General features: G+C 72.8%; 13 protein-coding genes. 6 read left to right on the top strand and 7 right to left on the bottom strand.

The features are described from left to right. Positions 1 to 60: 60 nt before the first annotated feature. Positions 61 to 363, bottom strand: a complete 303-nt coding sequence (locus SSNG_RS22040) for a hypothetical protein (protein ID WP_241695097.1) — start codon at positions 361 to 363, stop codon at positions 61 to 63. A 146-nt stretch (positions 364 to 509) separates the two neighbouring features. Here SSNG_RS22040 and SSNG_RS22035 point away from each other — a divergent pair, with 146 nt between their 5' ends. Further along, positions 510 to 890 carry an LPXTG cell wall anchor domain-containing protein gene (locus SSNG_RS22035; RefSeq protein ID WP_007266102.1) on the top strand — a complete coding sequence of 127 codons (381 nt, stop codon included), beginning with the start codon at positions 510 to 512 and terminating at the stop codon, positions 888 to 890. A gap of 61 nt (positions 891 to 951) precedes the next feature. Here SSNG_RS22035 and hutH read toward each other — a convergent pair whose 3' ends face one another. The 5 genes from hutH to SSNG_RS22010 form a co-directional block, all read right to left on the bottom strand. Further along, entirely contained in the window at positions 952 to 2,493 is a 1,542-nt protein-coding gene (gene hutH, locus SSNG_RS22030; RefSeq protein ID WP_007266100.1) for a histidine ammonia-lyase, read from the bottom strand. A gap of 118 nt (positions 2,494 to 2,611) precedes the next feature. After that, positions 2,612 to 3,619, bottom strand: coding sequence for a GGDEF domain-containing protein (locus SSNG_RS22025; RefSeq protein WP_241695096.1), 1,008 nt, complete (start codon positions 3,617 to 3,619; stop codon positions 2,612 to 2,614). 216 nt (positions 3,620 to 3,835) lie between these two features. Continuing rightward, on the bottom strand, positions 3,836 to 4,639 hold the full coding sequence (locus tag SSNG_RS22020; protein ID WP_007266098.1) for an enoyl-CoA hydratase-related protein: 804 nt from the start codon (positions 4,637 to 4,639) through the stop codon (positions 3,836 to 3,838). 26 nt (positions 4,640 to 4,665) lie between these two features. Continuing rightward, complete coding sequence (locus tag SSNG_RS22015; protein ID WP_007266097.1) at positions 4,666 to 5,883, bottom strand: adenylate/guanylate cyclase domain-containing protein; 1,218 nt, start codon at positions 5,881 to 5,883, stop codon at positions 4,666 to 4,668. Between the two features lie 238 nt (positions 5,884 to 6,121). Further along, positions 6,122 to 6,988 carry a biotin--[acetyl-CoA-carboxylase] ligase gene (locus SSNG_RS22010; RefSeq protein ID WP_007266096.1) on the bottom strand — a complete coding sequence of 289 codons (867 nt, stop codon included), beginning with the start codon at positions 6,986 to 6,988 and terminating at the stop codon, positions 6,122 to 6,124. A gap of 131 nt (positions 6,989 to 7,119) precedes the next feature. Here SSNG_RS22010 and SSNG_RS22005 point away from each other — a divergent pair, with 131 nt between their 5' ends. The 4 genes from SSNG_RS22005 to SSNG_RS21995 all read left to right on the top strand — a co-directional run bounded on the left by SSNG_RS22005 (position 7,120) and on the right by SSNG_RS21995 (position 9,819). Beyond that, positions 7,120 to 8,712, top strand: coding sequence for an acyl-CoA carboxylase subunit beta (locus SSNG_RS22005; RefSeq protein ID WP_007266095.1), 1,593 nt, complete (start codon positions 7,120 to 7,122; stop codon positions 8,710 to 8,712). Between the two features lie 21 nt (positions 8,713 to 8,733). After that, on the top strand, positions 8,734 to 8,946 hold the full coding sequence (locus tag SSNG_RS22000) for an acyl-CoA carboxylase epsilon subunit (RefSeq protein WP_042803905.1): 213 nt from the start codon (positions 8,734 to 8,736) through the stop codon (positions 8,944 to 8,946). Positions 8,947 to 9,038: 92 nt separating this feature from the next. Then, on the top strand, positions 9,039 to 9,173 hold the full coding sequence (locus SSNG_RS44910) for a hypothetical protein (protein ID WP_260613863.1): 135 nt from the start codon (positions 9,039 to 9,041) through the stop codon (positions 9,171 to 9,173). 46 nt (positions 9,174 to 9,219) lie between these two features. Continuing rightward, the gene (locus SSNG_RS21995) at positions 9,220 to 9,819 is read left to right on the top strand and encodes a nucleoside triphosphate pyrophosphatase (protein ID WP_164720940.1); all 600 of its coding nucleotides are present in this window, start codon (positions 9,220 to 9,222) and stop codon (positions 9,817 to 9,819) included. Here the strand turns inward: SSNG_RS21995 and SSNG_RS21990 are convergent. Beyond that, the gene (locus tag SSNG_RS21990) at positions 9,800 to 10,231 is read right to left on the bottom strand and encodes a hypothetical protein (RefSeq protein WP_007266092.1); all 432 of its coding nucleotides are present in this window, start codon (positions 10,229 to 10,231) and stop codon (positions 9,800 to 9,802) included. The two genes, SSNG_RS21995 and SSNG_RS21990, sit on opposite strands and share 20 nt — an antisense overlap. A gap of 389 nt (positions 10,232 to 10,620) precedes the next feature. Between SSNG_RS21990 and SSNG_RS21985 the strand changes: the two genes are divergently transcribed. Continuing rightward, complete coding sequence (locus SSNG_RS21985; RefSeq protein ID WP_007266091.1) at positions 10,621 to 12,384, top strand: biotin carboxylase N-terminal domain-containing protein; 1,764 nt, start codon at positions 10,621 to 10,623, stop codon at positions 12,382 to 12,384. Positions 12,385 to 12,516 lie beyond the last annotated feature (132 nt).

Raw genomic sequence — 12,516 nt, 5'->3', positions numbered from 1 at the left:
ACAACGCGTTAACGACGCGGTTCGGTTCCACACTCCGTTCGAATGTGTGCAACCCCACGGTCAGGCGTTGTCGGCCCCTTCTTCGAAACCACCATCTTCCTCGTCGAGGTCCCACTCCAGGGACTCGGGGTCGTATTCGACCGGCTCGCTGCTCCAGGAGGCCTGCGCCAGCTCGACTCCGGTCAGCTCCGCGACCAGGTCAGTGGGGTCCACGAGGTAGGCCAGGGCCTCCGATTCGTCCTCCCTGACGGCCGACTCCGCGTGCGCGCGCTCCTCGTCCGGCATGAACTCGTCGGCCTTGATGTGGGCGAGCGCGGCGCCGATGAGGGCGTCGGAGTCCGACACCTCCAGCACCAAATCCACCCGAAGCCGTACGTATCGTGATGCATCAGAAGGGTTCATACGACGGAGAGTAAGCCCGCGACAGCCTCGACTTTCCCGCGACCCGCCCCTTTCACTAGCATCTGCGCACACGGCCAATTCGCTGCTTCCGCAAGGGGGATCGCACCGTGTCCGCACGTCGACCTCTGCTCACCGCCCTCGGGGCGACCACCCTCCTCGCCGCCCTCTGGTTCGTCCCGTCGGCGAACGCCACCGCCCCCGGCCCGTCCGCGGGCACCCACGGCGCACCCGCCGCCGCCAACACCGGAACCGTCTCGGACACCACCACGGACGACGACGGCGACGGCAACGGCGACGGCGAGGCCTCCGACACCGGTACGGGGACCATCGCCGGCGCCTCCGACGAGCGGCCGGCCGGCATCACCGTCCTCTCGCTCGCCGACACCGGCAGCATCGACACCACCCCCTACGTGCTGGGCGGCACCGTCTGCCTCGGCCTCGGCGCGGGCTTCGTCGCCTTCTCCGTACGCCGCTCCCGCAGCCTCTAGGAACGGCGGAAGGGCCGCACCCCCGGACGGGGTGCGGCCCTTCTCCTGTTCCCGCTCCGGATCAGGCGAGGGGACCCGTCACCGGCTCCACGGCCGCCACGAGCCCGCCCGCGCGCACGAAGGCGTCGGCGGCGGCCAGGTCCGGCGCGAGGAAGCGGTCCGGCCCGGGACCCTCCACGCCCGCCGCCCGCGTCGCGGCGATCGCGGCCTGGCTGGCCGGCGCCGGGGTGAGCCCGTGCCGCAGCTCTATGGCGCGGGTGGCCGCGTACAGCTCGATGGCGATGATCCGCGTCAGGTTGTCGACCGCGGTACGCAGCTTGCGCGCCGCCGACCAGCCCATCGAGACGTGGTCCTCCTGCATGGCGGAGGACGGGATCGAGTCGGCCGAAGCCGGTACGGCGAGCCGCTTCATCTCGCTGACCAGGGCGGCCTGCGTGTACTGGGCGATCATCAGACCGGAGTCGACACCGGCGTCGTCCGCGAGGAACGGCGGCAGGCCGTGGCTGCGGTTCTTGTCCAGCAGGCGGTCGGTACGCCGCTCGGCGATGGAGCCGAGGTCCGCGGCGGCGATGGCCAGGAAGTCCAGCACGTACGCCACGGGGGCGCCGTGGAAGTTGCCGTTGGACTCCACCCGGCCGTCGGGCAGCACGACCGGGTTGTCGACCGCCGCGGCCAGCTCGCGCGAGGCGACGAGCGAGGCGTGCGCCATGGTGTCACGGCCCGCGCCGGCGACCTGCGGGGCGCAGCGCACGGAGTAGGCGTCCTGCACGCGCGGCGCGGACTCCTCCTGGAAGTGCCCGGTCAGCCCGGACCCCTTCAGCACGGCGGCCATGTTGGCGGCCGAGGCGCCCTGCCCGGGGTGCGGGCGGATGGCGTGCAGCTCGGGCGCCAGAACCTTCTCGGTGCCGAGCAGCGCCTCCAGCGTCAGCGCGGCCGTGATGTCGGCGGACTTGTACAGCGTGTCGAGGTCGGCGAGGGCCATCACCAGCATGCCGAGCATGCCGTCGGTGCCGTTGAGGAGGGCGAGGCCCTCCTTCTCCCGGAGCTCGACGGGCTCGATGCCGTGCTCGGCGAGCAGCTCGCCGGCGGGCCGGACGGTGCCGTCGGGGCCCTCGGCGTCACCCTCGCCCATGAGCGCGAGGGCGCAGTGGGAGAGCGGCGCGAGGTCACCGGAGCAGCCGAGGGAGCCGTACTCGTGCACGACGGGGGTGATCCCGGCGTTGAGCAGGTCGGCCATGGTCTGCGCGACCGAGGGCCGCACGCCGGTGTGCCCGGAGGCCACCGTCTTCAGACGCAGGAACATCAGGGCGCGGACGACCTCCCGCTCGACGCGCGGCCCCATGCCGGCGGCGTGCGAACGGACGATGTTGCGCTGGAGCTGCGCGCGCAGCTCGGGGCTGATGTGCCGGGAGGCGAGCGCCCCGAAGCCGGTGGAGACCCCGTAGACGGGCTCGGGCTTGGCGGCGAGCGCGTCGACGATCTCACGAGCACGGCCGAGCGCTTCGAGCGCCTCGGCGGACAGCTCGACCCGCGCGTTGCCGCGGGCGACGGCGATGACGTCCTCGGCGGTGGTCCCGGACGTCCCCACCACGACAGTGTGCATATCCATATTCAGCACCCTACGGATTGAATCCCTTCATGTCACTAGGCAAGTACGTCACGATCGCGACCGTCGACCGACCCTTACGGCATACGGACCCCGACCGGTACCGGCCCGTCCCCTACTGCCGCCCCCGGAACCGGCGCCGCTCCCCCCGGCCCTCGCGGGCCGCCGCGGCGTCGGCCAGGCGGACCACCGCCGTGTCGCGGCCCGCGACCACCGGCGCGGCCGAGCGGGCCGCCTTCGCCTTGTACTGCGCCGCGTCCGCCAGGCGGAACAGCCGCCGGGAGGACTTCACCGGCCCGATCGGGTCGCCCGTGGAGGCGACCCCGCACGCCACGCCCTCGCCCAGCTCCAGCTCGGCGGCCCGTACGCAGACCTCACCCGTCACCCGGACCACCTCGTCCGCCGACGGCCCCGCGCTGACCAGGCAGAACTCGTCCCCGCCCAGCCGTGCGACCAGCGCCCCCGGCAGCATCGCCCCGCACAGGCTCAGCACCGAGCCGAACCGCTCCAGCAGCCGGTCGCCCGTCGCGTGGCCCAGGGTGTCGTTGACGCGCTTGAGGCCGTTCAGGTCGCACACCACCAGGCTCACCACCGTCCCGCTGCGCCGGTGCTCCTCCAGCGCCTCGTCGAGCCGCATGTCCACGGCCCGCCGGTTGGCCAGGCCGGTCAGCGGATCCGTGAAGGCGAGGCGCCGGGCCTCCTCCAGGCGCTCGTTCTGCGCGAGCCCCGCCGCCACCACCGCCGCCAGTACCGCCGCGAACTCCGCGTCGTCCTCGTCGAAGTCCGGCAGCCCCTCGTCCCGGGCCACGTACAGCTCGCCCCACGCCCGCCCGCTGAGCACGATCGGCGCCACCACGCACGTACCGCGCCCGCGCCGGCGCAGGGCGTCCCCGCGCCGCCCGGGGCGGTCGCCGACGGCGCTCTCGACCCAGGCGTGCGGGCCGCCGCCGCCCGCCCAGCGCTCGTGCAGGAACTCGGTGATCTCGGGGAAGTCGTGCACGGGGTAGGACTCGTCTTCGGGGAACTCCTCCTCCCCGGCCCGCCGCTCGCCCTCGTTCACCAGGACCCGCAGCCGCCCCCGCTCGCGCTCCCAGGCCGAGATCGCGGCGAACGAGCCGTCCATCGCCAGGCGGGCACCCCGCGCGGCCGCCCGGACGCTGTCCCGTGGTGCGCAGGCCGCCGCCATGGGCCTGCGCGAGTGCCACGACGGCCCGCAGCCGCCCGTCAACTCCCATCACCCCAGACTAGGGAGTTTTATCCGATTTAGTGACAGTTACCCCCTCTTGGGGTGACCGAAGGTCACCCCAAGAGGGCCCCGAGAAGGCCCCGTCACCGCCGCCTACTCCCCCGGCCAGTTCGGCTTGCGCTTCTCGTTGAAGGCCGCCACGCCCTCCGCCCGGTCCCCCGAGAAGGCCACCGTCCGCCAGGCCGCGTCCTCGATCTCCAGCCCCGCCGCCAGGTCCATCCCGTGGCCCAGCCGCAGCGCCCGCTTGGCGGCGCGCAGCCCGACCGGGGAGTTCGCCGCCATCGCCAGGGCCAGTTCCAGGGCCCGGGCGCGGTCGCCGCCCGCCGGGGCGACCTCGTCGACCAGACCCAGGGACAGGGCCTCGGCCGCCTCCACGCGGCGGGCCGTGAAGATGAGCTCGGCCGCCCGGGCCGCGCCGACGCGGCGCGGCAGGAGCTGCGTACCGCCGCCGCCCGGGATCACGCCCACCGACACCTCGGGCAGGCCGACGACGGCCGTCTCGTCGGCCACGATCACGTCGCAGGCCAGCGCCAGCTCGAAGCCGCCGCCCAGCGCGAAACCGTGGACCGCCGCGACCGTCGGCATCGGCAGCTCCAGCACGCCCCCGTACGCCCCCCGGGTGGTGGGACGCTGGCGCACCAGCTCGGCGTCCGTGAAGGAGTTGCGCTCCTTGAGGTCCGCGCCGACGCAGAACGCGCGCTCGTGGGTGGAGGTCAGTACGACGACCCGTACGCCGGGGTCCGCGGCCAGCGCGTCGCACGCGGCGGAGACCGAGCGCGCCATCTCGGTGGAGACGGCGTTCATCGCCTTCGGCCGGTCCAGCACGAGTTCGGCGACCACGCCGCCGTCGCCGTGCCGCCGCACCGCCACGAACTCTCCGAAGCGCTGATCGGACATGCTGCCACCCTCCCGGTTAACGATCGTTACCCGGGGATCTTAGGTGTCCTCCGCGTCAGCGACCAGGGCTCGACGACTCCCAGGCCGCGGACCGGCCGCTGCCACATCGGCTGGAGCGCGAAGCGGTACGTGCCCCCGCCCTCCTCGTTCTCGGCGTCCTTCTCGGACTTCGGCGCGGCGCCGGTCCGGCTCAGCTCCTCGGCCATCGCCCCGTCGACCAGCACCGCGTCCTTGGGGGCTATGGAGGTCAGCCGGCTCGCCAGGTTCACCGTGGTGCCGAAGACGTCGCCCATCCGGGTCGTCACCGTCCCGAAGGCGATCCCGACGCGCAGTTCCGGCATCTGCGGGTCCGCCTCCATGGTCTCGATCAGCCGCAGCGCGATCTCGGCGGCCGTCGCCGCGTCGTCGGCGCAGTAGAGGACCTCGTCGCCCAGCGTCTTGATCAGCCGGCCGCCGTGCGCGGCCACCAGGTCCGCCGCCGTCGTCTCGAAGGCCTCGACCAGCTCGCCGAGCTCCTCCTCCTCCAGCCGCCGCGTCAGCCGGGTGAAGCCGACCAGGTCCGCGAAGCCCACCGCGAGGCGCCGGTCGACCATCTCCTCGTCGTCCGCGACCTGCACCACCCGGCCGGTCGCGGCCGCCAGCTGGCGCCGCCACACGTAGACGAGGAACTCCTCCAGCTCCGGCAGCAGCAGCTCGACCAGCGGGTACGTGACCTCCGTGCGGGTCATGCCCGGCTCGGGGGGCTCCGTCAGCCCCTCCAGGAAGGAATCGATCTGCCATTCGGCCAGCCGGGCGGTGGTCTGCCCGGTGGAGCGGGCCACCTGCACGGCCATGGGCTCGCTCAGCAGCCCCGCCTCGACCAGGCCGGCCAGGCGCCGCAGCGCCAGTACGTCGGCCTCCGTCAGGGCCCTGGCCTGGCCGATGTCGGCGAAGCCCATGGCCCGCCAGAACCGCGAGGCCAGCTCCATCGACACGCCCGCGCTCCGGGCCGCCTGGAACGGCGTGTACCGCCGTTCGGCGCCCAGGATCAGCTGCTCCAGCCGGATGGCGAGCGGGTCGGCCGTCGGCTGCGCCGCGTGGTCGACCTCGTGGAAGGGCGTGTGCTGGTCCCGCCCGATCGGGGTGCCGGGATTCCCGCCGGACCCAGACCCGGACCCAGAACCGGACCCGGACCCGGAGCCGGACGCCGAACCGGAGGCGGAGCCGGAACCGGACGCGCTGGACTTAGAGTCGTCGACGGTCAAGGGCCGCCTCCTGTCCATTCCGTGCGCGCTGCCGAACCGGGTGATCACCGGGAGGACCGGGATCGCCTAAACCATACGGCAGGTGTGCCGTAGCTCACTCCCCCTGCTGTCATCCGGCCCACGCCCGGCGGCCCACGCCCGGCGGCATCCGGCCCCGCCGGAGGCCGAGGTCCGGCGGTCCGGGGCCGGCGCCCCCGGCGACGGCGGCGCCGCCGGACCAACGCCCGCAGCGGCGGCGCTACCGCACCGACCTCAGGTGCACCACGTCCCCCGCGCCCACCGCCTCACGGGCGTCGTCGGCCGTACGGATCACCAGCCGGCCGTCCGCGTCCACCGCTTCGGCCGTTCCGGTGAGCTCGCGCCCGCCCGGCAGGTCCGCGCGGACGTGGCGGCCCAGCGTCGCGCAGCCGGCCGCGTACGCCTCCTGGAGACCGCTGTCGCCCGGGTCGCCGGCCGCGTCGCGCCAGCGCCCGTACCACTCCTCCAGCGACCGCAGCACGGCCTTCAGCAGCGGCTCCCGGTCGGTCAGCGCAGCCTTGGCCAGGAGCAGCGACCCGGCCGCCGGCACGGGGAGCTCGTCCTCCGTGAGGGTGACGTTGAGGCCGATGCCGAGGACCACCCCGTCCTCGACCCGCTCCGCGAGGATGCCGCCGGCCTTGCGCTCCTCCCCCTCCACGTTCACCAGGAGGTCGTTCGGCCACTTGAGCGCGGTGTCCACGCCCGCGCCCCGCGAGAGCCCCGCCGCGGTGGCCACCCCGGCCAACAGCGGCAGCCACCCCCACCGCTCCTGCGGTACGCCCGCGCCCGGCTTGAACAGCACGGAGAAGAACAGCCCCGACCGGGCCGGCGCGACCCAGCTCCGGTCCAGCCGCCCGCGCCCGGCCGTCTGCTCCTCGGCGACCAGCACGGCACCCTCGGGCAGTTCCGCGGCCCGGGCCGCGAGATCGGTGTTGGTGGACCCGGTGGCGGCGACGACCTCCAGGGAGGTCCACAGACCGTCGGGTGTGACGAGCGCCTTCGTGAGCGCGGAGGCGTTCAGGGGCGGGCGGTCCAGGCTCGACCAGCGGCCCTGACCCGCTCCGACTGGAGCATCTTGTGGAGTCATGCAAGCCAATGTAGGTGTGTCAAACGCCGCACTGCCGAGCGCCATGCCCGCCGATACGCTACGCACCAGTAGCCAGCAGCAGTCAATCAATTGACCAGGCAGTTGACACCACACAGGGAGCCGCGACCCCGATGTCCCAACCCTCAGAGCCGATCGACATGCACACGACCGCGGGCAAGCTCGCGGACCTGCGGCGCCGCGTCGAGGAAGCCACGCACGCCGGTTCCGAGCGTGCCGTCGAGAAGCAGCACGCCAAGGGCAAGCTGACGGCACGTGAGCGCGTGGCGTTGCTGCTGGACGAGGGGTCCTTCGTAGAGCTGGACGAGTTCGCCCGGCACCGGTCGACCAACTTCGGACTGGAGAAGACCCGCCCCTACGGCGACGGCGTCGTCACCGGCTACGGCACGGTGGACGGCCGGCCGGTGGCCGTGTTCTCCCAGGACTTCACCGTCTTCGGCGGGGCCCTCGGCGAGGTCTACGGCCAGAAGATCATCAAGGTGATGGACTTCGCCCTGAAGACCGGCTGCCCGGTCGTCGGGATCAACGACTCCGGCGGCGCCCGCATCCAGGAGGGCGTCAGCGCGCTCGGGATGTACGGCGAGATCTTCCGCCGCAACGTCCACGCCTCGGGCGTGATCCCGCAGATCAGCCTGGTCGTGGGGCCCTGCGCCGGCGGCGCCGTGTACTCCCCGGCGATCACCGACTTCACGGTCATGGTCGACCAGACCTCGCACATGTTCATCACCGGCCCGGACGTCATCAAGACGGTCACCGGCGAGGACGTCGGCTTCGAGGAGCTGGGCGGTGCGCGCACGCACAACAGCACGTCCGGTGTCGCCCACCACATGGCCGGTGACGAGAAGGACGCGATCGAGTACGTCAAGTCGCTGCTCGCGTACCTGCCCTCGAACAACCTCTCCGAGCCGCCCGCCTTCCCCGAGGAGGCGGACACCGAGGTCTCGGACACCGACCTGGAACTCGACGTCCTGATCCCGGACAGTGCGAACCAGCCGTACGACATGCACACTGTGATTGAGCACGTGCTGGACGACGCGGAGTTCCTGGAGACCCAGTCCCTGTTCGCGCCGAACATCCTCACCGGCTTCGGCCGGGTCGAGGGGCACCCGGTGGGCGTCGTCGCCAACCAGCCGATGCAGTTCGCCGGCTGCCTGGACATCAACGCCTCCGAGAAGGCCGCGCGGTTCGTGCGTACGTGCGACGCCTTCAACATCCCGGTGCTGACGTTCGTCGACGTCCCGGGCTTCCTGCCCGGCACCGACCAGGAGTACAACGGAATCATCCGGCGCGGCGCGAAGCTGATCTACGCGTACGCCGAGGCCACCGTCCCCCTCATCACCGTCATCACCCGCAAGGCCTTCGGCGGCGCCTACGACGTCATGGGCTCCAAGCACCTCGGCGCGGACCTGAACCTGGCCTGGCCGACCGCCCAGATCGCCGTCATGGGCGCGCAGGGCGCGGTGAACATCCTGCACCGGCGCACCCTCGCGGAGGCCGCCCCGGAGGAGGTGGAGGAGACCAGGGCACGGCTCATCACCGAGTACGAGGACACGCTCCTCAACCCGTACACGGCGGCCGAGCGCGGTTACATCGACGCGGTGACCATGCCGTCCGAGACCCGCGCCCACGTGGTGAAGGGGCTGCGGCAGCTGCGTACGAAGCGGGAGTCGCTGCCCCCGAAGAAGCACGGCAACATCCCCCTCTAGGCCCTCCAGGAGGACTCTGTGGTGATCAAGGTCGTCAAGGGCAACCCGACCCCCGAGGAGCTGGCCGCCGCACTGGCGGTGGTCCGAGCGCGCGCGGCGGCGCTGGCCTCGGCCCCGTCGGGCGCGCCCCGGGTACCGGACGAGTGGGCCTCGCCGAGCCGGGTGGCGCGGCGGCGCCAGATGCTGCCCGGGCCGCGCGCGTGGGGCCGTACGTACTGGCCCGGACGGGGCTGAGCCCCGGGTTCCGGAAGATGGCGCGAACGGACGGTGGCGCCTGAGTACCCGTACTCAGGCGCCACCGGCGTACTGCGGGCCAGGATCGGGGCATGCTCTGGTCAGACCCGAAGAACGAGCCCCCGAAGGACATGCGCGACGCCCAGGCGATGCTCCGGCGGATGCTCGTGGTCCTCGTCCTGGCGATGGTGATCGCGGTGTACGTCCTCGGCGTGCCCCCGTTCTAGGACTCGGCCCCGCGGCGGCCGCGGGGGCCGCCCTACGATGGCCCCCATGACCGTACGCACGCTCGTCCTCGCCTCCGCCTCGCCCGCCCGGCTGAACCTGCTGCGGCAGGCCGGGCTCGCCCCGCACGTGATCGTCAGCGGCTTCGACGAGGACACCCTGGACCACGACGAACCGGCCGGCCTGGCGCTGGCCCTGGCGGAGGCCAAGGCGGGCGTGGTGGCGGGCCTGGAGGAGGCCGCCGGCGCCCTGGTGATCGGCTGTGACTCGGTGCTGGAGCTGGACGGCGAGGCGCTCGGCAAGCCGGCCGACGCGGCCGACGCGACGGCCCGCTGGAAGTCGATGCGCGGCCGGGCCGGGGTGCTGCGCACGGGCCACTGCGTGATCGACACGGCCACCGGCCGTCAGGTCTCGGCGACGGCCTCCACGACGGTCCGCTTCGGCGAGCCGACGGACGCGGAGGTGGCGGCGTACGTGGCCAGCGGCGAGCCGCTGCACGTGGCCGGCGCGTTCACGCTCGACGGCCTGTCGGCGCCGTTCATCGACGGCATCGACGGGGACCCGGGCAACGTCATCGGGCTGTCGCTGCCGCTGCTGCGCTCGCTGCTGGGCGAACTGGACGTGTCCATCACGGACTTGTGGGCCTGAGCCCCTCACGGGAACGTCCGGGCGGCCCGGCGTAGAGCATCAGGGTCAGCACGAGCAGGCAGAAGATCGCCGTCGTCGCCGCGAAGGCGCCCCAGCCGACGAGTCCGACGGCGAGGGCGCCGAGCACCCCGTGGGTGACGGCGGCGACGACGAGCACGGTGCGGGCGGGGCGGCCCGGCGGACGGTCGCGCAGGGCGGCGACGGCGGCCAGGACGGCGCACAGCAGGAGGAAGGCGCCCATGCCGGCACCCATCCCGTAGGTCGCCATGACCATGACATCCGGATCCATGCCCGCGACGGACATCGACTGGGCCTCGGTCGCCCGGCCCAGCACGAGGTGGACGAGCACGAGCACGGCGGCCTCCGCGACGAGCGCGATCGCGACCAGCCCCGCCACGAGTCTGCGCAGCACGACGCCCCCATCCCTCCCACGCCACAAGCGTGTTCGACGCCTGGGAGGCTACTAACGAGTAAACCTTCGGACAAGAGTCCGGGCCCGCTTCGTTACGGGAAAGGGCGCGCGGGGCGGCCGTGACGGCCCTCACTCAAAGAATGCCTAGGCTGTTCGTAGGGACTCCACAAAGAATCGGCGGAGGCCGCTGACCCGCCGAACAGAGACCTCCCCCACCCGACGGGGTTACTGTGCAGTCGGGGATCTCCCTGACCTGGGGCGACACACGGGCTTTCACACTCAAGGGGCACTCGAATAACACTCCGTGTGGGCAAGGTCACCATTGGGGAAGGGTCGTAAGGCCGTGTCGACTGTCCCTAAACTCAGCTTGTTTCAAGGAGGGAGCCATCGTGCGCAAGGTGCTCATCGCCAACCGTGGCGAAATCGCTGTCCGCGTTGCTCGGGCCTGCCGGGATGCCGGAATCGGGAGCGTAGCCGTCTACGCCGATCCGGACCGGGACGCCCTGCACGTCCGCGCGGCAGACGAAGCTTTCGCGTTGGGCGGTGACACCCCGGCAGCCAGCTACCTCGACATCGCGAAGGTACTGCAGGCAGCCGCGGACTCCGGTGCGGACGCCATCCACCCCGGATACGGCTTCCTCTCCGAGAACGCCGACTTCGCCCAGGCCGTGCTCGACGCCGGACTGACCTGGATCGGCCCGCCGCCGCAGGCCATCCGCGACCTCGGCGACAAGGTGGCCGCCCGCCACATCGCCCAGCGCGCCGGGGCCCCGCTCGTCGCGGGCACCCCCGACCCCGTCTCCGGCGCCGACGAGGTCGTCGCGTTCGCCCAGGAGCACGGCCTGCCCATCGCCATCAAGGCCGCCTTCGGCGGTGGCGGCCGCGGCCTCAAGGTCGCCCGCACCCTCGAAGAGGTGCCGGAGCTCTACGAGTCCGCCGTGCGCGAGGCCGTGGCCGCCTTCGGCCGCGGTGAGTGCTTCGTCGAGCGCTACCTCGACCGGCCGCGCCACGTCGAGACCCAGTGCCTCGCGGACACGCACGGCAACGTGGTCGTCGTCTCCACCCGCGACTGCTCGCTCCAGCGCCGCCACCAGAAGCTCGTGGAGGAGGCCCCGGCCCCCTTCCTGACGGAAGCCCAGAACGCCGAGCTGTACGCGGCGTCCAAGGCGATCCTCAAGGAGGCCGGCTACGTCGGCGCGGGCACCGTCGAGTTCCTCGTCGGCACCGACGGCACCATCTCCTTCCTCGAGGTCAACACCCGCCTCCAGGTCGAGCACCCGGTGACCGAGGAGGTCGCCGGCATCGACCTGGTCCGCGAGATGTTCCGCATCGCCGACGGCGAGGCGCTCGGCTACGGCGACCCGGAGCTGCGCGGCCACTCCTTCGAGTTCCGCATCAACGGCGAGGACCCGGGCCGGGGCTTCCTGCCCGCCCCCGGCACCGTCACCCTCTTCGCCCCGCCGACCGGCCCCGGCGTCCGCCTGGACGCGGGCGTGGAGACCGGCTCGGTCATCGGCCCCGCCTGGGACTCGCTGCTCGCGAAGCTGATCGTCACCGGCGCCACCCGCGAGCAGGCCCTCCAGCGCGCCGCCCGCGCCCTGGCGGAGTTCAACGTGGAGGGCATGGCCACCGCCATCCCCTTCCACCGCGCGGTCGTCGCCGACCCGGCCTTCGCCCCGACCGACGGCACCCCGTTCAAGGTCCACACCCGCTGGATCGAGACGGAGTTCGTCAACGAGATCAAGCCCTTCGCCGCTCCGGCGGCCGAGGAGACCGAGGACGAGCCGGGCCGCGAGACGGTCGTCGTCGAGGTCGGCGGCAAGCGCCTGGAGGTCTCCCTCCCGTCCTCGCTGGGCATGACCCTGGCCCGCACGGCCGCCGCGGGCGGTGCCAAGCCGAAGCGCCGCGCCGCCAAGAAGTCCGGCCCGGCCGCCTCCGGCGACACCCTCGCGTCGCCGATGCAGGGCACGATCGTCAAGGTCGCGGTCGAGGAGGGCCAGCAGGTCAACGAGGGCGACCTGGTCGTCGTCCTGGAGGCGATGAAGATGGAGCAGCCGCTGAACGCGCACCGCTCCGGCACCGTCGTCGGCCTCACCGCCGAGGTCGGAGCCTCCCTCACGTCGGGCGCCACGATCTGCGAGATCAAGGACTGACGCCCCGGCTCACGTGACGAAGGCCCCGCCCGGGCATCCCCCGGGCGGGGCCTTCGCACATCCGGCCGCCCCGTAACGGCTCCCTGCGGGGCCGGTCCCCTACCCGCCCTTCCACCGTTCCCTGGGGGCTCC

It is taken from the genome of Streptomyces sp. C, from assembly GCF_000158895.1.
In the GTDB taxonomy this organism is placed as follows: Bacteria; Actinomycetota; Actinomycetes; order Streptomycetales; family Streptomycetaceae; genus Streptomyces; species Streptomyces racemochromogenes.
The sequence above is the reverse complement of the archived record's forward strand: the minus strand, read 5'-3'. Positions and strand labels throughout refer to the sequence as shown.

What these genes read in the sequence shown, in the direction of transcription:
- hutH (WP_007266100.1), bottom strand. Translation starts at nt 2,493, where the DNA reads ATGCACACTGTCGTGGTGGGGACGTCCGGGACCACCGCCGAGGACGTC.
- SSNG_RS22025 (WP_241695096.1), bottom strand. Translation starts at nt 3,619, where the DNA reads ATGGACGGCTCGTTCGCCGCGATCTCGGCCTGGGAGCGCGAGCGGGGG.
- SSNG_RS22020 (WP_007266098.1), bottom strand. Translation starts at nt 4,639, where the DNA reads ATGTCCGATCAGCGCTTCGGAGAGTTCGTGGCGGTGCGGCGGCACGGC.
- SSNG_RS22010 (WP_007266096.1), bottom strand. Translation starts at nt 6,988, where the DNA reads ATGACTCCACAAGATGCTCCAGTCGGAGCGGGTCAGGGCCGCTGGTCG.
- SSNG_RS22005 (WP_007266095.1), top strand. Translation starts at nt 7,120, where the DNA reads ATGTCCCAACCCTCAGAGCCGATCGACATGCACACGACCGCGGGCAAG.
- SSNG_RS44910 (WP_260613863.1), top strand. Translation starts at nt 9,039, where the DNA reads ATGCTCTGGTCAGACCCGAAGAACGAGCCCCCGAAGGACATGCGCGAC.
- SSNG_RS21995 (WP_164720940.1), top strand. Translation starts at nt 9,220, where the DNA reads ATGACCGTACGCACGCTCGTCCTCGCCTCCGCCTCGCCCGCCCGGCTG.